This is a genomic window from Micromonospora sp. NPDC005707 (assembly GCF_040631005.1).
Taxonomy (GTDB): Bacteria; Actinomycetota; Actinomycetes; order Mycobacteriales; family Micromonosporaceae; genus Micromonospora.
In genome coordinates this window covers 18,597-40,172 of the sequence record NZ_JBEXYR010000024.1, presented here as the reverse complement: position 1 = coordinate 40,172, position 21,576 = coordinate 18,597, and the positions used below count along the sequence as shown (strand labels likewise).

General features: G+C 74.0%; 18 protein-coding genes. 10 read left to right on the top strand and 8 right to left on the bottom strand.

The annotated features are described in order from the left end of the window. Position 1 precedes the first annotated feature (1 nt). Entirely contained in the window at positions 2-1,840 is a 1,839-nt protein-coding gene (locus ABZ452_RS30700; RefSeq protein ID WP_357950374.1) for a thiamine pyrophosphate-requiring protein, read from the bottom strand. Positions 1,841-1,951: 111 nt separating this feature from the next. Between ABZ452_RS30700 and ABZ452_RS30695 the strand changes: the two genes are divergently transcribed. Continuing rightward, positions 1,952-2,761 carry an RNA methyltransferase gene (locus ABZ452_RS30695; RefSeq protein WP_357950371.1) on the top strand — a complete coding sequence of 270 codons (810 nt, stop codon included), beginning with the start codon at positions 1,952-1,954 and terminating at the stop codon, positions 2,759-2,761. 38 nt (positions 2,762-2,799) lie between these two features. On the opposite strand, the gene ABZ452_RS30690 is transcribed toward ABZ452_RS30695, so the two are convergent. Further along, entirely contained in the window at positions 2,800-4,077 is a 1,278-nt protein-coding gene (locus ABZ452_RS30690; protein ID WP_357950368.1) for a serine hydrolase domain-containing protein, read from the bottom strand. 112 nt (positions 4,078-4,189) lie between these two features. Between ABZ452_RS30690 and ABZ452_RS30685 the strand changes: the two genes are divergently transcribed. After that, positions 4,190-6,214: a PucR family transcriptional regulator gene (locus ABZ452_RS30685; protein WP_357950365.1), complete on the top strand. Its 2,025-nt coding sequence runs from the start codon at positions 4,190-4,192 to the stop codon at positions 6,212-6,214. A 103-nt stretch (positions 6,215-6,317) separates the two neighbouring features. On the opposite strand, the gene ABZ452_RS30680 is transcribed toward ABZ452_RS30685, so the two are convergent. After that, complete coding sequence (locus ABZ452_RS30680; protein ID WP_357950362.1) at positions 6,318-7,667, bottom strand: hypothetical protein; 1,350 nt, start codon at positions 7,665-7,667, stop codon at positions 6,318-6,320. Between the two features lie 90 nt (positions 7,668-7,757). Between ABZ452_RS30680 and murD the strand changes: the two genes are divergently transcribed. Together murD and ABZ452_RS30670 are read left to right on the top strand one after the other, a co-directional pair. Continuing rightward, positions 7,758-9,104: a UDP-N-acetylmuramoyl-L-alanine--D-glutamate ligase gene (gene murD / locus ABZ452_RS30675; RefSeq protein WP_357950359.1), complete on the top strand. Its 1,347-nt coding sequence runs from the start codon at positions 7,758-7,760 to the stop codon at positions 9,102-9,104. A 55-nt stretch (positions 9,105-9,159) separates the two neighbouring features. Then, positions 9,160-9,525 (top strand): hypothetical protein, encoded by a 366-nt coding sequence (locus tag ABZ452_RS30670; RefSeq protein WP_357950356.1) that lies wholly within the window; start codon positions 9,160-9,162, stop codon positions 9,523-9,525. A gap of 1 nt (position 9,526) precedes the next feature. Here ABZ452_RS30670 and ABZ452_RS30665 read toward each other — a convergent pair whose 3' ends face one another. From ABZ452_RS30665 to ABZ452_RS30655, 3 genes are all read right to left on the bottom strand, one after another. Continuing rightward, a complete protein-coding gene (locus ABZ452_RS30665; protein ID WP_357950353.1) occupies positions 9,527-10,141 on the bottom strand; it encodes a DUF6114 domain-containing protein in 615 nt (204 codons plus the stop codon). A gap of 1 nt (position 10,142) precedes the next feature. Continuing rightward, a complete protein-coding gene (locus ABZ452_RS30660) occupies positions 10,143-10,772 on the bottom strand; it encodes a DUF6230 family protein (protein WP_357950350.1) in 630 nt (209 codons plus the stop codon). Between the two features lie 203 nt (positions 10,773-10,975). Continuing rightward, positions 10,976-11,740: a TetR/AcrR family transcriptional regulator gene (locus ABZ452_RS30655; protein WP_357950347.1), complete on the bottom strand. Its 765-nt coding sequence runs from the start codon at positions 11,738-11,740 to the stop codon at positions 10,976-10,978. Between the two features lie 401 nt (positions 11,741-12,141). On the opposite strand from ABZ452_RS30655, the gene ABZ452_RS30650 reads away from it, so the two are divergent. Beyond that, the gene (locus ABZ452_RS30650) at positions 12,142-12,831 is read left to right on the top strand and encodes a Tat pathway signal sequence domain protein (RefSeq protein ID WP_357950344.1); all 690 of its coding nucleotides are present in this window, start codon (positions 12,142-12,144) and stop codon (positions 12,829-12,831) included. A 58-nt stretch (positions 12,832-12,889) separates the two neighbouring features. On the opposite strand, the gene ABZ452_RS30645 is transcribed toward ABZ452_RS30650, so the two are convergent. Further along, positions 12,890-13,867 carry a hypothetical protein gene (locus ABZ452_RS30645; protein ID WP_357950341.1) on the bottom strand — a complete coding sequence of 326 codons (978 nt, stop codon included), beginning with the start codon at positions 13,865-13,867 and terminating at the stop codon, positions 12,890-12,892. An 89-nt stretch (positions 13,868-13,956) separates the two neighbouring features. On the opposite strand from ABZ452_RS30645, the gene ABZ452_RS30640 reads away from it, so the two are divergent. From ABZ452_RS30640 to ABZ452_RS30625, 4 genes are all read left to right on the top strand, one after another. After that, positions 13,957-14,829, top strand: coding sequence for a hypothetical protein (locus ABZ452_RS30640; RefSeq protein WP_357950338.1), 873 nt, complete (start codon positions 13,957-13,959; stop codon positions 14,827-14,829). A gap of 5 nt (positions 14,830-14,834) precedes the next feature. Continuing rightward, a complete protein-coding gene (locus tag ABZ452_RS30635) occupies positions 14,835-15,638 on the top strand; it encodes a hypothetical protein (protein WP_357950335.1) in 804 nt (267 codons plus the stop codon). A gap of 104 nt (positions 15,639-15,742) precedes the next feature. Continuing rightward, positions 15,743-17,050, top strand: coding sequence for an aspartate aminotransferase family protein (locus ABZ452_RS30630; RefSeq protein ID WP_357950332.1), 1,308 nt, complete (start codon positions 15,743-15,745; stop codon positions 17,048-17,050). Further along, complete coding sequence (locus tag ABZ452_RS30625; protein WP_357950329.1) at positions 17,047-18,537, top strand: CoA-acylating methylmalonate-semialdehyde dehydrogenase; 1,491 nt, start codon at positions 17,047-17,049, stop codon at positions 18,535-18,537. Before ABZ452_RS30630 ends, ABZ452_RS30625 begins: the two co-directional genes overlap by 4 nt. Here ABZ452_RS30625 and ABZ452_RS30620 read toward each other — a convergent pair. Then, positions 18,509-19,894, bottom strand: coding sequence for an acyltransferase (locus ABZ452_RS30620; protein ID WP_357950326.1), 1,386 nt, complete (start codon positions 19,892-19,894; stop codon positions 18,509-18,511). The genes ABZ452_RS30625 and ABZ452_RS30620 overlap by 29 nt on opposite strands. 208 nt (positions 19,895-20,102) lie before the next feature. Between ABZ452_RS30620 and ngcE the strand changes: the two genes are divergently transcribed. Then, positions 20,103-21,521 (top strand): N-acetylglucosamine/diacetylchitobiose ABC transporter substrate-binding protein, encoded by a 1,419-nt coding sequence (gene ngcE / locus ABZ452_RS30615; RefSeq protein ID WP_357950323.1) that lies wholly within the window; start codon positions 20,103-20,105, stop codon positions 21,519-21,521. The last annotated feature ends 55 nt before the right edge of the window (positions 21,522-21,576 follow it).

The window sequence follows — 21,576 nt, the reverse complement described above, 5'->3', positions numbered from 1 at the left end:
CTCACCGCCCCCGGCGGCGGGGACGGTAGGTGGCGAGCACCGAGGGCAGACCCCGCCGGAGGATCTCCGTCCGGTCGCTGTCCCCGCGCAGCACCGCGGCGGCCGTCTTGCGGGCCTGCTCGGCGGTGAAGTGCGGGGGCAGCATCAGCTCCGCCGGGTCGACGACCGCGTTCACCACCACGGGCCGGTCGGCGCTCAGCGCCCGCTGCCACAGGTCGGGCACCTGGTCGGGGGAGTCGACCAGCACGCCGTCGAGCCCCAGCACCTCCGCCCACCTGTGGTACGCCACGTCCGGCAGGTCCTGGCTCGCCGGGAACATCGGCGTCCCCTCGCCGGAGCGCTGCTCCCAGCTCACGAAGGACAGGTCGCGGTTGTTGAGCACCAGCACCACGAACCGCGGGTCCGCCCACTGCCGCCAGTACTTGGCCACGGTGATCAGCTCGTTGACCCCGTTCATCTGCATCGCGCCGTCGCCGATCAGCGCGACCAGCGGGCGGTCCGGGTGGGCGAACTTCGCGGCGATGGCGTACGGCATGGCCCCGCCCATGGAGAGCAGGGTGCCGGAGAGGCTGGCCAGCATGCCGGGGCGGACCCGGATGTGGCGGGCGTACCAGGCGGTGGCCGTGCCGCAGTCCACGGCCAGCATGGCGTCGTCCGGCAGGGCGTCGTCGAGGGTCGCGAAGAGCAGCTGCGGGTTCACCGGATTGGCCGGCTGCTCGGCCACCTCCCGCTGGGACTGCCGCCACTTCGCCGTCGCGCCGGCCAGGGTGGCCCGCCAGGCGGTCGGCACCGGCCCGGTGCCCAGCTCCCGCAGCAGCGCCCGCAGGGTCGGCGCGGCGTCCCCGGTCAGGTTCACCTCGGTCGGGTAGCGCAGCCCCATCCGGCTGCCGTCCAGGTCGATCTGCACGGCCCGGGCCGTGCCCTGCGGCGGATAGAACTCCGAGTACGGCATGTTGCTGCCCACGATCAGCAGCCGGTCGCACTCCTGCATGAGCTGCCAGCTCGGGCGGCTGCCCAGCAGGCCGATCGCGCCGGTCACCCAGGGCGCCCGGTGGTCGACGGCGGCGAAGCCGAGCAGGGCGGTCGCCACCCCGGCACCGAGCCGGTCGGCCACCCGGCGGACCTCGTCCTCCGCGCCGAGGGCGCCCTGCCCGACCAGCATGGCGACCTTCTCGCCGCCGCGCAGCACCTCGGCCGCCCGGCGCACCTCCTCCTCCGGCGGCACGGTCGGCATGCTGCTCGGCACCGCGCTCGTGTGGTAGTAGCCGTGCGCGTGCGGCGGCTCCGGCACCGCCGGCTCGTCCTGCACGTCGGAGGGGAGCACCAGGGCGGTGACCGTGCGCCGGGCCAGGGCGGTCCGGCAGGCCCGGTCGACCAGGTGCCGCGCCTGCGACGGGTCGTCGAGCTGGGCCAGGAAGGCCGACGCCACGTCCTTGTAGAGGGCGAGCAGGTCGACCTCCTGGTAGTAGCCGCCGCCCTCGGCGGGCAGCGCCGTGTGCCCGAGCAGGGCCACCACCGGCTGGTGGTCGAGCTTGGCGTCGTAGAGGCCGTTGAGCACGTGGATCGCGCCGGGGCCGCTGGTCACCACCACACAGCCCAGCGGGCCGCCGCCGTACTTGACGTGGGCGCTGGCCGCGAAACCGGCCGTCTCCTCGTGCCGGACCTGGATGAACTCGGCCCGGCCGGCGGTGCGTTGCAGTGCCGACGTCATGCCGTTGATGCCGTCGCCGGGGTAGCCGTAGTAGCGGTGCACGCCCCACTCGGCCAGTCGGGCCACGATGTAGTCGGCGACCGTGGCATGCCGCGGCAGCTGGCCGTCGCCGGTGGGGTCCGCGCTCATCGTGGTGATCCCTTCGTCGCTGTCCGCTTTCCCCGGGCTCCGTTCCCCGCCCGGGGCGGCGGAAACCCGGGCCGCGCCGGACCGGCCGGGCGGACCAGGCAGAATCGTCCGGTGCCCGTCCACGAGATCACCGACCCCGACGACGACCGGATCGCCGACTACCGCGCGCTGACCGACGTGGAGCTGCGCACCCGCTGGGAGCCCCCGCACGGGCTGTTCATCGCCGAGGGGGAGCTGGTGCTGCGGCGGGCGCTGCGGGCCGGCTACCCGGCCCGGTCGTACCTGGTCGACGCCAAGCGGGTGGACCAGCTCGCCGACCTCGACACGGGGGAGACGCCCGTCTACGCGGCCACTCAGGAGGTGCTCCAGCGGGCCACCGGCTTCCATGTGCACCGGGGCGTGCTCGCCTCGTTCCGCCGCAAGCCGCTGCCGTCCGCCGCCGAGGTGCTGGCCGGCGCCCGCCGGGTGGTGATCCTGGAGGACGTCAACAACCACACCAACCTGGGCGCGATCTTCCGGGCCGTGGCCGCGCTGGGGGTGGACGCCGTGCTGCTCTCGCCGACCTGCGCCGACCCGCTCTACCGGCGCAGCGTCCGGGTCAGCATGGGCGAGGTCTTCGCCATCCCGTACGCGAAACTGGAGCCCTGGCCGGACGCGCTCGGCCAGGTCCGGGCGGCGGGTTTCACGGTGCTGGCCATGACGCCCGCGCCGGACGCCGTGCCGATCCAGCGGCTGGACGCCGGGCAGCGGGCGCGCGCGGCCCTGCTCATGGGGGCCGAGGGCGCCGGCCTGACCGGGGCCGCGATGGCCGCCAGCGACGTCCGGGTGGTGATCCCCATGCGGCGCGGGGTGGACTCGCTCAACGTCGCCGCCGCCACCGCGGTGGCCTGCTGGGAGCTGGGTCGCGACGACCCGCTGTGACGCCGGGGGCGGCGCGGCCCGCCCCCGGCGCCGCGCGGTCAGGCGAAGTACTTCGACCAGAGGTTGTGCGTCGGCCAGCTGGTCACCGCCCGGGAGGCGGTCCACAGCGCCGAGTCGATCGGGGCGTAGCTCAGCCCGGACTCGTCGTCGCGCTGGTTGAACACCGCCGCCCAGCTCATCCCCTGGTAGGTGCGCACCAGGATGCTGTACGTGCCGGCGAAGCTGCCGGTGTGCCAGGTGTTGCGGCCGGTGCCGCCGGTGACCGGGCGGACCGCCCAGCCGAGGCCGTAGTACCAGCCGTCGCCGTTGACCCCGGTCGGGCTGGGGACCGCGAAGACCCGGCCGGTGGAGGTGCTGTTCAGCACGGGGCTGCCGCTGTCGAACGCGGTCGCCCAGCGGACCAGGTCGATCGCCGAGGCGAGCCAGCCGCCGTTGGCGTCGTGGACGCGCATGCTGAACGTGCCGTACGGGGCGTCGACCACGGTGCCGGAGTTGTCCAGCACGGTCGGGCCCGTGTACTGCGAGCGGTAGCCGACCTCGCCGGGGTGCCGGCTGACCGTCTCGCCCAGCCCCATCCGGGTGATGCCGAGGGGCGCGAGCAGCTTCTGCTTCACGTACGTCTCGTAGGGCAGGCCGCTGACCTTCTCGACGATCCGGCCGGCGAGCAGGTAGCCGTAGTTGCTGTAGGAGACCGTCGAGCCGGGGTCGTGCATCAGCGGCTGGCCGGACATGAAGCGGATGACGTCGGCGTGGGTCAGCTCCATCGGCACGTCCAACGCGTTGGCGATGATCCGGTCCTTGAACACCGGGTCGAACGCGGTGAGGTCCCGGTCCCAGCCGCCGGTGTGCTGGAGCAGCCGCCAGAGCGTGACCTTGGCGAGGCGGGGGTCGGCGCTCTGCCCGGCCGGCGGGGTCAGGTCGAGGAATTTGGTGATCGGGTCACCGAGGCTGAGCTTGCCGTCCTGGGCGAGCCGGACCACCGCCGCCGCGGTCAGCGACTTGGAGAGGCTGGCCACCCGGAACAGCGAGGTGGGCTGGATGAGCATCGGGGAGTTGTTGCCGTAGCCCCGGGCCAGCACCAGCCGGCCCTTGTAGGTGACCGCGAGCTGGCCGGCGTCGATGTGCCGGGCCTGCATGAAGCTCTTCATCGTGTCGTCGAACGCGCTCAGCGCGCTCACCGCGGTGCCGGTGGTCGTCCACGTTTGCGGCGCGGCCTGCGCCGGCGCCGCCGACACCGCGCCCGCGCCGAGCGCCCCCGCCCCCGCGGCGGTGACCAGCTTCGCGAACGCCCGCCGGCTGACCGTCGTCCCGTCCATGCCTCCCCTTCCGATTGATCACGATCACCGGCACGCTACTGGAGGTGATCGGCCGGTGGGGGGCCGCCCGGCACGCTCGGAATCGGCGGTGACGCAGGGTAGCGTGTCGCCCGTGTTCCCTACCGTCCGTGAGGTGCTCGCCCTGGTGCCGGTGCGCCACGGCGCGCCGCGCCTGGTCGCCGGGGACGCGGGCCTGGACCGGCCGGTGCGCTGGGTGCACGTGGCCGAGGTGCCGGACATCGCCACCCTGCTCGGCGGCGGCGAGCTGGTGCTCACCACCGGGATCGGGCTGCCCGCCGACGACGCCGGCCTGCGCGCGTTCATCGGCGACCTGGCCGACGTCGGGGTCTCCGGGCTGGTCGTGGAGCTGGGCCGGCGCTACGTGAGCGGGGTGCCCCGGGTGATGGCGGCCGCCGCCGAGCGGCGCGGGCTGCCCCTGGTCGAGCTGCGCCGGGCCACCCCGTTCGTGCGGATCACCGAGGCGGTGCACGCGCTGATCGTGGACGCCCAGCTCACCGAGCTGCGCGCCACCGAGGAGATCCACCAGCGGTTCACCGAACTGTCCGTGGAGGGCGCCGAGCCGGCCGAGGTGGTCCGGCAGGCCGCCGAGCTGGCCGGCTGCCCGGTGGTGCTGGAGAACCTGTCCCGGCAGGTGCTCGCGTACGACCCGGCGGGGGAGAGCGCCGAGCTGCTGCTGGACGGCTGGGAGCAGCACTCCCGGCGGATCCGGCCGGCCGGGCGGACCGCGTACGACCGGGACAGCGGGTGGCTGGTCACCACCGTCGGCGCCCGGGGCCAGGACTGGGGGCGGCTGCTGCTGCGCTGGCCGGCCGGTGCCGAGCTGACCACGCGCGACCCCGAACGGACGCCGGCCTCCTTCGAGGACCGACCGCGGTCCGGCGAGGCGTGGCCGGCCGGCGCGACCGGAGAACCGGCCGGCGGACCCGACGCCGGGGCGGGGGGTGCCGACGGCGGGGCGGGAGGTGCCGACGGCGGCCAGCCGACCACCAGCGCCGGGCCGGCCGACGCCGCGCCGGTCGAGGGCTGGACGCCACCGCACCCGCGCCGGGATGCCGGCGCCGGCGGGGGAGCCGGCGCCACCCCGCCCACCCGGCTCACCATCCTGATCGAGCGGGCCGCCTCCACCCTCGCCCTGGGCCGGCTGATCCGCCGTGACGCCGAGGGGCTGGAACGGCAGATCCACCGCACCCTGCTCACCGCCCTGATCGACCATTCCCGCCCGGTGGACGAGGTGGCGCTGCGGGCCAAGGCGCTCGGCGTGACCCTGGACCGCCGCCACCTGGTCGGCGTCGTGGTCCGCCACCGGGCCGACGACCCGGGCGAGGGCGGCGGGCCGGGTCCCGACGCCGGCCCCGAGGCCGGTCCGGCCCGGCTGCGCGACCTCGCCGAGGCGGTCGGCCAGGCGCTGCGCGAGGCCAAGCTCACGGCCCTGACCAGCGCCGTCGACGACCAGGCGGTGGGCGCGCTGCTGGCGCTGCCCGACCCGGCCGCCGAGGAGAAGGCGCTCGCCGCGTTCGCCGCCGCGCTGCGCCGGGTACGCCTCGACGCCGACCCGGCCCGCCCGCCGGCGCCCCGGTCCGCCCGCCCCGCCGACCCGCCCGCCCGGACCGTGGCGGTCGGCGCCCTGCGCGCGGCGGATCCGGCGTCCCGCCCGCGCCCGGCCGGCCCGGCCGTGATCGTGGCGGCCGGTTCCGGGGTGGGCAGCCTGCGGGAGGCGCGCCGCTCGCTGGTCGAGGCGCGGCAGATCGCCGAGGCGGCCCGCCGGGACCGGCGGGACCTGCCCTACTTCCGGCTGCCGCACGTCGGGCTCGCCGGCCTGCTGCACCTGCTCCGGGACGAGCCGCGGTTGCAGACCTTCGTCGAGCGCGAGCTGGGTGGGCTGCTGGCGTACGACGCCCAGCACCCGAGGGAGCAACTGCTCGGCACCCTCCGGGCGTACCTGGAGCAGGGCCGCAACAAATCCGCGGCGGCCGCCGCCGCGCACCTGTCCCGGCCCGCCTTCTACGAACGCCTGGCCCGCATCGGCCGCATCCTGGACGTCGACCTCGACTCGGTGGAGCAGTGCCTGTCGCTCCACGTGGCCCTGCTGGCCCTGGACGCCGTCCGCACCCCCTGACCGCGACCCTGGTCATGACCGCGACCCTGGTCGATCATGAAGTTATCGCCCCGACACGCCGGTGTCAGGCGCAACAACTTCATGATCAACGTCGGGATGCGGGTCAGGTGAGGGCGGTGAGGGCCTTGGCGTAGGGGGCGGGGACGTAGGTCGGGCCGCCGGGGGTGAAGACGTCGGAGGTGGCGGCGGTCGACCAGGCCGTGGGGGGCACCGCGTCGACCAGGGCGCGGACCACCGGAGCGTCGCGCCACTGCTCCTGCTCGGCGAGCAGGCTCAGCGCGACCACCGACTCCTCCACCTCGCCGACGCACTCGAAGGGCTTGTGCCCGTCGACACCGAGCAGTTCCCGGTAGCCGGGGATCTGCGACTCGTCGGCCAGCAGGTCGCCGCCGAAGATCGTGGTGATCCGTTCGCGGGACATGAACGGGGCCATGGCCAGGAAGACGAACCGGCACTTCGGGCAGTCGCGGCACCAGCGCTCGCTCGCGTCGCGCAGCTTGAACGCGGCGTTGCAGCTGGTCACCACCGCGTCGTACCGGTCGGTCTCGGCGAAGAGCCGCGCGATGTGCAGCTCGGACAGCGACCGCAGCAGGGAGAAGTACGGCTCGGTGAGGCCGGCGTGCTCGGCCAGGGCGCCGCGCAGCAGCCCCTCCGCCTCGACGCCCTTGGACCACTGGTGGTTGATCTCGTGGCCGTGCCAGACCAGGTTCGGGTCGGACGCCGAACGCTCGTTGGACATGACCACCGGCCCGAGCCCGTGCAGCACGGCCGTGGCGACCGCGATCAGCGAGTTGATCGCGGTGACCGGGATGTGCCCGTTCAACGCGCCGGCCGCGTTGAGGTCGAACAGCACCGGGTCGATCCGCCGGCGCGCGGCGAGCGGCACCAGGTCGGACGCCTCGTTGACCGAGACGATGACGTGGTTCGGGTTGACCGAGAAGGGCACCGGGTCGAAGCCGGCCCGGCGCAGCGCCTCCAGCGTGACGATCGAGTCCTTGCCGCCGCCGACGGCCGACAGCGGCCGGCGGTCCGAGTCGTCGTACACCCGGGGCGGGGCGACCTCGCCGGCCGGCACCTCCGGGCGCAGCTCCAGCACGTGCGGCAGCTGGTTGCGGTACGCGTACTCGGCGAGGCCCTTCGTGTAGACGGCGGTGACGAGGTCGGCGGCGGCCGCGCCCAGCGGCGCCGGCAGCACCAGCCGGGCCGGCGCGGCGGTCTTGTAGTAGCTGACCCCGGCGACGACGTGCAGCAATTCGAGGACCCGGGCGAGGGTGGCCGCCGTCTCGTCGGACACCGGCTCCGCCGGCAGGGGAAGGGTGACCACCTCGGTGAACCGCTGCTCACCGTCGGGGCCGGTCAGGGCGTAGTCGAACAACACCTCGCCGGTGGCGAAGTCGATCGAGTAGGACGGGAAGGTGAAGGCGTCCATCCGCCGCAGCTGCTCGTTGGGCACACGCCATACTAGGCCCTGGTCTGTCCTGCCGTGTCCGGCTGTGCCGGACCGCACCCGACGACCCGCCGACCCGACCTCCGAGGAGAGCCCGTGCGCCTGTCTGATCTGCGCGGACGTCATGTCGCCGTCTGGGGCGCCGGCCGGGAGGGCCGGGCCGCGGTGATCGCGATCGCCGCGCACGGCCCGGCCGACCTGGTGGCCGTCGACGACAGCGCGAACTTCCTCACCCTGCCCTGGGAGGGCCCGCTCGCCGCGGCCGCGCCGCTGGTCACCGGTGAGGACGGCTTCGCCCGGCTGGCCGCCGCAGACATCGTGGTGCGGTCGCCGGGGGTGCCGAACACCCACCCGTGGATGGTGGAGCTGCGCCGGCGGGCCGTCCCGGTGACCCAGGGCAGCGCGCTGTGGATGGCCGACCACGCGGACCGGACCGTCGGGGTGACCGGCAGCAAGGGCAAGAGCACCACCTCCAGCCTGATCAGCCACCTGCTCACCGCGATGGACCGGCCGAACGTGTTCGGCGGCAACATCGGGGTGCCGCTGCTCGACCTGCCCGAGGCGGAGCTGTACGTGCTGGAGCTCTCCAGCTACCAGTGCGCCGACCTGACCGACTCGCCCCGGGTCGCCGTGGTGACCGCGCTGTTCCCCGAGCACCTCGACGCGCACGGCGGCGAGCGGGAGTACTACCGGGACAAGCTCAACCTGCTGGCGCACGGCCCGCACACCGTGGTGGTCAACGGCGCCGACCCGCGCCTGGCGCTCGAACTGGGGGACCGGGCGGCGGTGCGGGCCGGCTCGCCGGACACCACGCACGTGGCCAGCGGCCCGGACGGCGCCCCCTGGTTCCACCTGCGGGACAACCCGCTCTTCCCGCGCGCCGTGCTGCCCCTGGTCGGCCGGCACAACGAGGGCAACCTCTGCGTCGCCCTCGCCGTGCTCGACGCGCTCGGAGTCGACGTGGTGGCGCGCAAGGACAGCCTCGCCATCGCGGTCGCCGAATTCCAGGGCCTCGCCCACCGGCTCACCGAGATCCCCGACCCGTCCGGGCTCACCTTCGTCGACGACACCCTGGCCACCAGCCCGTACGCGGCCATGCACGCGATCGACGCGTACGAGGGGCGCCCGCTGACCGTCATCGTCGGCGGGACGGACCGGGGCCTGGACTACACGCCGCTCCGCGACCACCTGGCCGAGCGGGACATCACCGTGATCGGCATCCCGGACAGCGGCCCCCGGATCGTGGAGGCCCTGGCCGGGCTGCCCGCGGTGCGCACCGAGATCGCCGAGGACCTGGTCGCCGCGGTGGGGCTGGCCCGCAAGCTCACTCCGGCCGGCGGGGTGGTGCTGCTCTCGCCGGCCGCGCCGAGCTACGGCCGGTTCCGCAACTTCGAGCACCGCTCCGAGGTGTTCGCGCAGGCGGTCGCCGACACCGCCCGCTGAGGCGGGGCCGCTCGGCAGTGGCCGGCGGCGGGTCCGCCGGACTACCGTCCTGATCGTGGCGGTGACGGTGGACGTGGACCCGGAGCGGCTGGTGGTCCGGCTCAGCGGGGCCGACCGGTTCTGGGCGCTGGCGCTGGGCGTCGAGGTGCCCACCGAGGCGGTCACCTCGGTCCGCCCGGTCTCCCGCGCCGAGGCGTACTCCCGGGGCTCCGGCTTCCGGTTGCCGGGCAGCTACTGGCCCGGGCTGATCATGGCGGGCAGCTACGTCTCCCGGTCCACGGGGCGGTCGTTCTGGTGTGTCCACCGCGCCGACGAGGTGCTGCTGGTGGAGCTGAAGGGGCAGCGGTACGACCGGCTCATCCTGGAGGTGGACGAGCCGGCGGACGTCTCCCGGGCGATCGCCCGGGCCCGTTTCCGCTGACTCAGCGCCGATCGTCCGGCGCCGCCTCCGGCGTGCCCACCCGGGCCTCCGCCTGCACCGGGCCGGTCTGTGCCGGGAGGCCCGCAACCGGGTCGGGCTCCGCGACCCCGCCCGCCGGCGTCTGCTCGTCACGCCGCGCCCGCGCCGAGCGGGCGGCCCGGGGCTGCTTGGCCGGTGTCCAGGCGAAGGCCAGCGCCCCGCCGACCAGGGCCAGCAGCATCCCGACCAGGAAGCCGCCCAGGTTCGAGGTCAGCCAGGAGACCAGGCCGAGCACCAGGGTGAGCAGCGCGTAGAAGACCCGCTGCTGCGGGGTGGCGATCAGCAGCACGCCGCAGGGCACCAGGACGACCGGCACCAGGTACGCGGCCAGCCCCTGCGGCCCGATGTGCAGCAGCACGCCGAGCGGGGCCCGCAGCGTCACGAGCATCTCGGCGCCGCCGAGCGCGACCAGCACCCCGGCGGTGAACGGGCGACCCCGCCGCCAGCGGCGCCAGCGGCCGCCGGCCGGCGCCGCCTCCGCCGCCTCCGCCGCCTCGTGTCGTCCGGCGGTCAGGTCAGCACCCGTCGGAGCTGAACGGCCGGCGGCCGGCGCCGCCTCGTGTCGTCCGGCGGTCATGTCAGCACCCGTCGGAGCTGAACGCCATGTGCAGGTTGGGCAGGGTGAAGACGGCTGCCGTGGTGGCGTAGTTGTTCTGCCGCAGGTTGGTGATGGTCACCGTGTCGGCCTGCTGGGCGAAGACGCCCGGGTTGCCGCGTACGCCGGGCACCTGGTCGACGGTGCTGGCGTCCTGTCCGACGTTGATGTTCCTGAACGACGCGTTGCCGGCGACCTCGTCCCCGTCGACGACAAGGGTCCGGGCGGTGACCGGCTTGCCGGCGCCGCCGGCGGTGATCCGCAGGTTGATGCCGCCCAGGCTGATGCTCTGGCAGAGGTTGGTCAGCTCGGCCTTGTCGATGGCCGAGACGATCACCACGACCTGCCCGCCGGTGTCGCCCTGGTTGGGGCTGTCGGGAATCATCTGGTCGAGCGTGGCGAACTGCTCGAACCCGGTGCCGGTGAGCTTGTCGGCGGTGACGGTGAACGGCATGCCCGAGATGGCGAACTGCGCGCCGAGCACGCCCTGCGCGGTCAGCACGACCATGCCGGCCGCGCCCGCCACGACGGTGCCCATCGTGACGGCGAACCGGCGCCAGCGCACGCCGCTGCGCGGCGGCTCGGGCTCGTGGGGTGCGGTCTGCTCCGACATGGCGGCTCCTTTTCGAGATCAATTCATCGACGACGATGCGGGATGAGATCTGAATTGGTTCGCAGGATTTCTCGCGCCGGGGCGCAGGGCCGAAGTTACCGCTGGGTAAAGGGTGGGTCAACAGCGTGTAGCAGTTCGTTGGGCGGCATGTGCGAATTGCGGCCAAAGTGAAAAACCGCTGCGGTTTCCGACCGCGTAGACGCTCAGGTGTGGACGGTCGGCGCGCACGGGGCGGCCGCGCTGGGGCCGTCGTCCGGGCGTACCGGCCGGGTGGCCCGGGCCGCGCCGTCCGTGCCGAGGAACGGGGCGACGGCCGCGTAGGTGAGCACCGGCAGCAGCAGGGGAAGGTCCTCCGCGCGGCCCTGCGCGACCCGCGCGCGGATGGTCGCGTGGATGCCGCCGACCACCGTGGACACCAGTGCGTCCCGGTCCACGCCGGCGTCGACCGGCCCGGGGCCGGCGTCGGCGAAGAAGCGGCGGAAGCTGCCCAGCAGCGCGTCCCGCTCCCGGCGGGCGTCCGGGCCGGCCGCGTCCACCTCGACGAGCGCCATCCGGGCGAACGCCGGCACGCTGGCGAGCACCTCCAGCAGGGTGCGCAGCGCGGCGCGGGCGGCGTCCGGCCAGGCCGGTCCCGCCTCGCGGTAGGCGCTCTCCATCAGCTCCGACACCACCGCGATGCCGTGCCGGTAGGCAGCGAGGAACGCGTCCTCCTTGCCGGTGAACAGGGCGTAGAAGGCCGGCCGGGTCACCCCGGCGGCGTGGCAGATGTCGCTGACGCGGGCGTTGTCGTAGCCCCTCGTCGCCACCTCCTGCACCAACCCGTCGAAGAGGCGGTCGCGCTGGGTGGCCGCCACCACCTCGGCGGAGACCTGGCGTGGGCCGCGCTTGATGGCGCGCTCCGGATCGCGGCCGGGGCGCGCGCCGGGCAGCGGGACCGGCACCGGTTGCGGACGGTGCTGCGTGGTCAACTTATCGACCTCCCTGGATGCATTGACTTTACGACCCTCCGGGGTTTACAACTATCTGCACCCTGAGTTGACGCACCAGTCACCGTTGGTGACCTCCCCGGGTGGTCACCCCGGCACGTCGAAGGAGGGCTCGATGGCTGCCATTATCACCGAGCGCGAGTGCCCTCCCAAGACCGGAAAGGCGCAGGTGACGCGGCTCCGCCGCAGTGCACCACGCCGGCCCCGCCGCTGACGTCGCGGCAGCTCCCGCCACCGCCCGGCGACCCTCGACGGGTCGCCCGGCGCAATCCACCGCGTCCGTCCAGCCCGGACGGCCGCGCTCACCGCCCGGCCCGCCACGCCGGGCGGGGACCGCCTGTGCGGTCCGACCCGTCCCCGTCCCACCGCCGGAAGGAAGAACCATGTCCAGGTACGGACGAATCGGCGCGGGCCTCGTCGCCCTGGCGCTGCTGACCGGAGTCGTCGGCGCCGCCCCCGCCGTCGCCGCCCCCACGTCGTCGCTCGCCAGCGCCGTGCTCACCTACCCGACCCCCGCCGGCACCGCCGTCGGCGTCAACGACGTCATCCAGGCCAGCCTGAAGACCGGCACGAACGCCACCTTCTACTCCTCGGCCACCGGCACCACCGGCGTGAAGTGCGCGGCGTCCAGCTTCAGCGCCAAGGTGCTGACCAACCCGACCGCCCCGGGCACCGCCACCGAGAGCCTCACGGCGCAGAGCTTCACGAGCTGCACCACCAACGTGTTCGGCACCACCGGGGTCCAGAGCGTGACCGTCAACAACCTGCCGTACGCCACCAAGGTCACCAGTGTCGGCGGCGTGGTCACCATCTCCGGCACGGCGACCGCGCCGATCCAGAGCACCGTCGTGCTGAACAGCCTGCTCGGCCCCATCACCTGCGTCTACCGGACCGGGGCCAACAGCCTCACCGGCACGGCGGCCAACGCCACCAACTCGATCACCTTCACCAACCAGGTGCTGACCAAGTTCTCCGGACCGAGCCTCTGCTTCGGCACCGCGTACTTCTCCGCGACGTACTCGCCCGTGCGGGACACCAGCCGGACCGGCAGCCCCGGGGTCTACGTCAACTGACCACCGTCCAGGGCCGGTGCGCGGCGATCCGCCGTGCGCCGGCCCCGCCGTGCGCCCGTCAGCCGGCCGCCAGCGCCGCGTGCAGGGCGCGCATCGACCGGATCGCCGAGCGGATCTCCTGGAGGTAGCGCCCCGGGGTGAGGGTGGGCTCCGGCACCGGGACCGGCGCGGCCAGCGCCGGGTCCACCCCGACCGTGTCGATCCCGCAGCCGAACGGCACGGCGAGGGTGCGCAGCGCGTCGCAGTGCTGGAACGGCACGTAGATCGGGGCGGTCACCATGAGCACCGGATCGCCGACGCGCAGCCGGACGTGCCCGGCCCAGAACCGCTGCGTGTCGGCGGTGTGCGCCCGGCGGCGGTCCGGCTCGCCGGAGGGGGCGGCGAGCACCCGGACCGGGGGCAGCCCGGCGGGCCGGTAGGTGCGCGAGGACCAGGCCCGGTGCGGGTGGTCCGCCGCCTCCCCGATCTCCTCGGCCGGCGCGTCCACCCCGAACGCCAGGCGCACCCCCGCGTCCAGGGCGTCGACCTCGGTGGCGCAGCCGTGCACCCCGGCGTCGGCGAGCAGCCGCGACTCGACCGGGGAGAGGGGCCGGAAGCTGCCCAGCACCGCCACCTCGCCGGCCACCCCGGCACCCGACCGGGCCAGGTGCGCGGCGTACGCGGTGCGCCGCAGGCAGGCGTGCGCCAGGCCGCCGAGGACCAGCAGGTGCGCGTACCGGGGCAGGGTGGGTGGGACGGGCCGGACCAGGCCCAGCGCGGTCGCCGTGTCGTGCACCAGCCCGACCGTGGCCGGGTCGAACGCCGGCTCCCGGGCGTCGGGGCGTTCCCGCCCGTCGCGGAAGTCCCAGTGCCGGGCGGAGAAGTCGTCCAGCCCGGCCAGCACCGCGCTCAGCTCACCGGCCGGCCAGTCGCCGCCGAAGTGCCCGACCAGGGCCCGCATCGGGGGTGAGCCCACCCAGGCGCCGATTCCCGCCGCGAGTTCCGCCCGGGTCGTCCCCGCCGCGCCGGCCGGCAGCGCCACCTCCGTCGTCCGCACCCGGCGGATGCTACCGGCGGCGGGCGCGCGTCGACCCACCGTTGTGGATCGTGGCTACCCTGAGCGCACCGAGTGACCGGGGGTGGCCGATGGCGGGTGAGGCGGTGCGGCGACGGGCGCGCGGCGGGGCCGGCTCGGCGGAGAACCTGATGCGGCTGGTCACGCACGCCGACCCGGTGGCCCTGGTCGGCATCGCACTCTCCATCCTGCTCTCCGTGACGCTCGACCTGACCAACGCGGCCACCGGGGTCGAGTCGCTGCTGGCCGGGCTCATGGGCATCACCATCTCGCTGGTGCTCGACTCGCTGGCGCGCGCCGAGCGCCGGTTCCACCTGCGGACGCTTCTGGACGGGCCGTCCTGGCTGGTCGGCGCCACCCCGCAGCTCGCCGGCGCGCTGCGCGAGGCGGCCGAGCGGCACGCCGGGACGCGGGTGGCGGCCGAGGCGCAGCGCCGCTTCGAGGAGTTCCGCCGGGAGGCCGAGCAGCTCGCCGCGGGCCGCATCGTGCGGCCCGGCGACGACGCCGAGGACCTGCTCGGCGCCACCCGGGACTGCACCCGGGAGCTGGTCGCGCTGACCAACGTGATGCCCCGGGTCAGCGGCGAGCTGAGCTGGTGGCGCGGGGACGTCGGCCGGCGCTACTGGGAGGCGAACCTGGCGGCCCTCGCCCGGGGCGTACGGATCACCCGGATCTTCACGTACGCTGCCCTCACCTCCGAGCTGTCCGAGCTGATCGAGACGCAACGGCGGGCCGGCGTGCGGGTGGGCCTGCTGCCGCTCGGCGGAGTCAGCCCGCACCTGCACGTCAACCTGGTCGTCTGGGACGGGTCGAGCTGCTGGGAGGGGAAGATGACCGCGCACGGCGAGATCAGCGAGCACGAGTTCTCCGTCCACCCGGCCGACGTGGAGCGGCTGACCCGCGTCTTCCGGCTCTGCGCCGACATCGCCGCCTTCCCGGGCTGACCGTCATGACGTGGGCCGCGGTGCTGCTGGTGACCGCTGTGGTCTGGGCGGTCAGCGTGATCCGCTCGGTGCGGATGCGGGCCTTCGTCTACAGCCTGCCGCTGCCGATGACCCTGGCCCTGGTGACGACCGGGCACCGGGTGGACGGGCCGCAGGTGCTCGGCGTGGTCGGCCTCAACCTCTTCTTCGTCACGGTGGCGGTCACCCACCGCCGGCTGCGCTGGCCGATCCTGCTGGCCGACCTGGCCGGCGTGGCGGTCTACGTGGCGCTCAGCGCCGGCGTGCTGGCGGTGCCGGTGCCGTTCGAGGCGGCGCTGGCCGGCACGGTGGCGCTCTGGGCGCTGACCATGCTGCTGCTGCGCCGCCGGGCCGCGGTCGCGCCGCCGCCCGCGCCGGCGGACGCCCGGCGCGACGGTCTCGCCGCGCCGGTCAAGCTGGTGGTGATCTTCGTGGGTGCGCTGCTCACCGGGCTCCTCGGCGAGTTGCTGCGGGGCATGGTGGTCACCTTCCCGTACTCCGGGGTGCTGGTCGCCGTCGAGGCCCGCCGCCAGCTCGCCGAGTTCAGCCGGCACTTCGCCCGCAACAGCCTGGCCCTGGTCGGCTTCCTCACCGGTTACCACTACTTCCAGGACACCTCAGCGGCCCTCGGTCTGGCCGCCGGCTGGGCCGCCTTCGCGCTCGTCGCCGCCGCGCTGCACCTGCCCCGCCCCGGTGCGCTGCTGCGGATCGAGTGGCCCAAGAGCCGTCTGGCCAGCGGAAGGGTGGGCACGGGCCGGATTTCGCTCCGGAAACCGCAGCGGGACGGTTGACGTGGTGTCAGGCGGGTGACCCCGCTGCGCTACACAGTGACAGTTGTCCCTGCCTCCGGGTGATGAGAGCGTGCGGGGACCAACCGCCGCTGAAGGGTGCGCCGATGACCTCCGACGACCTGCTGGCCCGGCACCGGGCCGTGCTCCCGTCCTGGATGCCGCTCTACTACGCCGAACCGCTCGAACTGGTCTCCGGCTCCGGCCGCCGGGTGACCGACGCGGCCGGGCGCAGCTACCTCGACTTCTTCGGCGGCGTGCTGACCAACATGCTCGGCTACGACATCCCGGAGATCCGCGAGGCGGTCGAACGGCAGCTGCGCACCGGCATCGTGCACAGCTCGACGCTCTACCTGATCCGGCAGCAGGTCGAGCTGGCCGAGAAGATCGCCCGGGTCTCCGGCATCCCGGACGCCCGGGTCTTCTTCACCAACTCCGGCACCGAGGCCAACGAGGCGGCCCTGCTGGTCGCCACCAACTTCCGCCGCTCGCACCAGATCCTCGCGGTGCGCAACAGCTACCACGGCCGGTCGTACGCGGCCATGGGCGTCACCGGCAACCGGGGCTGGTCGGCCAGCGCGCTCAACCCGCTCCAGGTGGCCTGGCTGCACTCCGGCGAGCGGCTGCGCGGCCTGCTGGCCCGGCTCGACGAGGGCGACCGGATCGACGCCGCCGTGGAGGACCTGCGCGAGGTGCTCGCCACCCAGACCGCCGGCGACGTGGCCTGCCTCATCGCCGAGCCCATCCAGGGCGTCGGTGGCTTCGTGCACGGCCCCGACGGGCTCTTCGCCGCCTGGAAGAAGGTGCTCGACGAGCACGGCATCCTGCTCGTCTCCGACGAGGTGCAGACCGGCTGGGGCCGCACCGGCGAGCACTTCTGGGGCTACCAGGCGCACGGCGTCACCCCGGACCTGCTCACCTTCGCCAAGGGCATCGGCAACGGCTTCGCCCTGGCCGGCGTGGTCGGCCGTGCCGACGTGCTGGAGGCGGTGCCGGCGATCAGCTTCTCCACCTTCGGCGGCAACCCGGTCTCCACGGCGGCCGGCAACGCGGTCCTGGACTACCTGCTCGACCACGACCTGCAGGCCAACGCGGCACGGGTCGGCGCGATCCTCGGCGACGGCCTGCGCGCCGCCACCGCCGGCCTCGACGCCGTCGCCGAGGTCCGCGGCAAGGGCCTCATGCTCGGCGTCGAGTTCGTCCGGCCGGGCACCACCGAGCCGGACCCGGCGGTCACCACCCGGGTCTTCGAGGCGTGCCGGGAGGGCGGGCTGCTCGTGGGCAAGGGCGGCCTGCACGGCAACGTGGTGCGGATGGGTCCACCGCTGACCCTCACCGAGGACGAGGCCCGCGAGGGCCTGGCCATCCTGGTCGACGCCATCCGTTCCGCCGTCGCGGCGGAGGTTGCCGCATGACCACCATCGGGCACTTCGTCGACGGGAAGCGGGTCAGCGGGGACTCCGAGCGGCGCGGGGACGTCTTCGACCCGGCCACCGGGCGGCGTACCGGGCAGGTGGCGCTGGCCTCCGCCGCCGACGTGGCGGGCGCGGTCGAGGCCGCCGAGCGGGCCGCCCGGACCTGGCGGGACGCCTCGCTGGCCAAGCGGACGGCGGTCATGTTCGCCTTCCGCGAGCTGGTGAGCGCCCGGCGCGACCGGCTCGCCGAGGTGATCACCGCCGAGCACGGCAAGGTGCTCGCGGACGCCGCCGGCGAGGTGCAGCGCGGCCTGGAGGTGATCGAGTACGCCTGCGGCATCCCCTCGGCGCTACGCGGCGGCTTCAGCGAGAACGTCTCCACCGAGGTCGACTCGTACAGCCTGCGGCAGCCGCTGGGCGTGGTGGCGGTGATCTCCCCGTTCAACTTCCCGGTGATGGTGCCGCTCTGGTTCGTCCCGGTCGCCGTCGCCTGCGGCAACGCCGTGGTGCTCAAGCCCAGCGAGAAGGACCCCAGCGCGGCGCTGCTGCTGGCCGAGTGGTTCACCGAGGCCGGCCTGCCGGACGGCGTGCTGAACGTCGTCAACGGCGACAAGGAGGCGGTCGACGCGCTGCTCGACCACCCCGGCGTCAAGGCCGTGTCGTTCGTCGGCTCCACCCCGGTGGCCCGGTACGTGCACCAGCGCGGCTCGCTGGCCGGCAAGCGGGTGCAGGCGCTCGGCGGGGCGAAGAACCACATGGTGGTGCTCCCCGACGCCGACCTGGACCTGGCCGCCGACGCGGCGGTCAACGCCGGCTTCGGCTCGGCGGGGGAGCGGTGCATGGCGATCTCCGCCCTGGTCGCGGTTGAGCCGGTGGCCGACGCCCTGGTCGCCCGCATCGCCGAGCGGATGGGCCGGCTGCGCACCGGGGACGGCCGGCGCGGCTGCGACATGGGCCCACTGGTCACCGCCGCGCACGCCGAGCGGGTCCGCTCCTACGTGGAGTCGGGCATCGCGGCCGGCGCCGTGCCGGTGGTGGACGGGCGCGAGGTCACCCCGGACGGGGACGCCGACGGGTTCTGGCTGGGCCCGACCCTCTTCGACCACGTCACCCCGGAGATGTCGATCTACACCGACGAGATCTTCGGCCCCGTGCTCAGCGTGGTCCGGGTCGGCTCGTACGACGAGGCGGTCGAGCTGGTCAACGCCAACCCGTACGGCAACGGCACGGCGATCTTCACCAACGACGGCGGGGCCGCCCGGCGCTACCAGCACGAGGTGGAGGTCGGCATGGTCGGCGTGAACGTGCCGATCCCGGTGCCGATGGCCTACTACTCCTTCGGCGGCTGGAAGGCGTCCCTCTTCGGTGACCTGCACGCGCACGGCGCCGACGGCGTCGCCTTCTTCACCCGGGGCAAGGTGGTCACCAGCCGCTGGCTCGACCCGCGCCACGGCGGGGTCAACCTCGGCTTCCCCACCCAGACCTGAGCAGCCGCAGCACCCCCGCCCCGGCCAGGTACGCCACCAGCGCCGGGGCGGGCAGCCCCAGCGGCTCCGGCGCGGTCTTGCGGGTGAGGCTGTTCAGCAGCAGCCCGGCGACGAGCCCGGCGTACCCGAGGACGGCCAGCGCGGTGCGGAGCCGGCGGGCGCCCTCGCGGGCCGGGCCGGTGTCGGGCGGGCGGCGGGTGCGGGCCTCGATCGGGCCGAACACGGTGACCAGCGCGGCCAGCACCACGCTGAGGGCGAGCAGCCAGGGGATCCGCCAGCCCCACCAGGCGGCCGAGCCGACCGGGGGAGTGGGCAGCGTGCCGAGCGCGTCGAGCAGCCCGACCAGCAGCACGGCCGCGGTCAGGTGCCAGAGGAAGACGGTGAGCACCACGGCGTTCACCGCGATCACCGCCTGCCAGGGGTGGGGCCGGCGCAGCCAGCGTCCGGCCGGCTCCCGCAGCAGCAGGATCAGCCCGAGCTGGGCGGTGGCCACGGCCAGCAGCGCGAGGCTCGGCGGCGCCGCGTTGTCCAGCCGCTCGCCCGGCACGTTCAACATCGCCACCGGGTACGGCCCGACCACCGTCAGCAGGACCAGCGCGACGAGCCCACCGGTGAGCAGGGCCGTCCCGGCGGTGCGGGAGAGCGGCAGCCGGCGGCGGCGCAGGCCACGTGGTTCGGCCGCCCCGCCGGCGGGGCGGCCCCGGGTACGGCTGTCGTACCAGGCGAAGCCGAGCTGGTGGACGGCCAGCCAGCCGAACACGTAGTTGCCCGTCGCCAGTCCCGGCGGACCCCAGATCCGGCCCAGGTCGCCGAGCGCCACCAGGCCGACCAGCACGACGGGCACGACGAGCCCGAAACGGCGGTGCAGCGCGTACATGGGCGGGGTCAGCGGCACCACCACCAGGTAGGCCACCAGGAACCACAGCGGGATGGTGGCGAACCAGACGACGGTGCGGACCTGTGCCGGGTCGGCGCCGCGCAGCGTGGCCACGGCGGCGCCGGCCGCCAGCACCACGAGCAGCGCGGTGGTGGGCCGGGCCAGCCGGGCGCTGCGGTCGACCAGCCACCCCGTGGCCGTTCCTCCCCGGCTCCGGCGGGCGGCCAGCGAGGCGGCGTTGGCGTAGCCGCCGACCAGGAAGAACACCGGTATCACCTGGGCCACCCAGGTCAGCGGCCAGGCCCACGGCAGGTCACCGAGGGCGGAGTGGCCGGCGGGTCGGCCGGACCGGTCGTAGCCGATGACGGTCACGCCCCAGTGGCCGAGCACCACCATGGTGATGGCGAGCGCCCGGAGCAGGTCGACGTAGCGCTCCCGAGTGGCCGGCGTGCGCTCGGCGAGCTGCCGCAGGCGGCGCATGGGCCCAGGCTATGCCAGCCGCAACCGACCGGTATGGATAACGGTTCGGTCCAGAGGTCTTGTGGTCCGCGCCCCGCTGCCGTAGAAATTCTTCAGCAACATCACATTAAGTGAAGACAAGCGACAGCTGACACCCAGAGCCTCGACGTCGCGGCCGCCGTTCCCCCAGACTTCGGCGGGCCGCGCGCACCCGAACCGAGGAGATGCGATGAACAGGCGTGAGATCCTCCGGCGGAGCGCTGCCGCCGGCCTGCTGGCCACCCCCGCCGCCGGCCTGCTCGCCGGCTGCGCCACCTCCGGTGGCGACGACGACAAGGGCAACTCCGGCGCCTACAAGGGCACCAAGAGCGAGCAGAACCCGCTCGGCGTCAAGGAGGACGCCCCGCTCGAGGTGGTGATCTTCAACGGCGGCTTCGGCGAGGAGTACGCCAAGGCCCACGAGGCCATGTACAAGGAGAAGTACCCGAAGGCAAAGATCAACCACTCGGCCACCCAGGAGATCAACAAGACCCTCCAGCCGCGGTTCGTCGACGGCACCCCGCCGGACGTGGTGAACAACTCCGGCGCCGGTCAGATCGACTTCAACGGTCTGGTCAGCCAGAACGCCATCGCCGACCTGGGCGACCTGCTCGCCGCGCCCAGCCTGGACGTCCCCGGCAAGTCGGTGAAGGACACCCTGCTCCCCGGCGCCGTCGAGGTCGGCTCGTACGACGGGAAGTTCCTGGTCCTCAACTACACGTACACCGCCTACGGCATCTGGTACTCCACCAAGACCTTCACCGAGCGCAACTGGCAGTACGCGAAGACCTGGGACGAGCACATCGCGCTCTGCAAGCAGATCAAGGCCGCCGGGATCGCCCCCTGGACGTACGCCGGCAAGCACCCCCGCTACATGAGCTGGCCCTTGATCGCCACCGCGATCAAGTTCGGCGGGCCGTCGGTGGCGGTCGCGATCGACAACCTCGAGCCGAACGCCTGGAAGTCCGACGCCATGAAGGCGGCGGCCGACGCCTGGTACCAGATCGTCAAGGACAAGTACATCCTGGACGGTTCGCCGGGCCTGGACCACATCCAGTCGCAGACCGCCTGGTGCCAGGGCAAGGCCGCCTTCATCTCCTGCGGTTCCTGGCTGGAGAGCGAGCAGGCGAAGGTCACCCCGTCCGGCTTCAACATGACGATCGCGCCGACGCCGAGCCTGGGCAGCGGGGACAAGCTGCCGTTCGAGGCGATCCGGGGCACCGCGGGTGAGCCGTTCATGGTGCCGTCGAAGGCGAAGAACGTCGCCGGCGGCCTGGAGTACTTCCGGATGATGCTCTCCAAGAAGGGCGCGCAGGACTTCACGAAGAAGGTCTCCAGCCTCACCGTGGTGGCCGGCGCGACCGACGGGATCGAGCTGCCGTTCGGCCTGAGCACCGTGGTCAAGGGGCTGGAGGCGTCCGGCAGCAACGGCTTCAACTGGGTCTACAACAACTACTACCGCAAGCTCGAGCGCGAACTGGTCGACGCCGCGTGCGGCGAGTTCTTCAGCGGCCGCAGCACCCCGGCCGAGTTCCTCGACCAGTGCCAGAAGGGCGCCGACTCGATCGCCCAGGACAGCTCGATCAAGAAGTACAAGCGGGCTGCGTAACATCCGGCCGGTGGGGGCGGCCCGTCCGCCCCCACCGTTCCGCCGCTGGGGGAGT